1 pseudogene is annotated in these 248 nt (G+C 62.9%); it reads right to left on the reverse strand.

Features of this window, described 5'->3' with window-relative positions:
- Positions 1-248 (reverse strand): annotated as a pseudogene (locus ACK4S7_RS13055) (ferrous iron transporter B); the annotation flags it as partial.

Here is a 248-nt window from a genome sequence, read left to right on the forward strand (position 1 = left end):
CGCCGGCGACGATGCCGTCCACCAGCAGGCTTTGCAGCAGCCCGGGCGCCATGTTGTCATTGATCGCGGTGCCGGTCCATGCGACCGCGTCCTTGATGATGTCCATCGGCAAATTGGCCCAGGCAAACACCGCCTGGAAGATCAGGAACAGCACGGTGGCCAGCAGCAGCAGGCCAGCGATCGGGTGCATCACGACAGCGTCGATACGGTGATTGAAACGTTTGACCTGGCCGGCATTGGGGACCGCT

The sequence above is a fragment of the Sphingorhabdus sp. genome (assembly GCF_046292425.1).
GTDB lineage: Bacteria > Pseudomonadota > Alphaproteobacteria > Sphingomonadales > Sphingomonadaceae > Sphingorhabdus_B.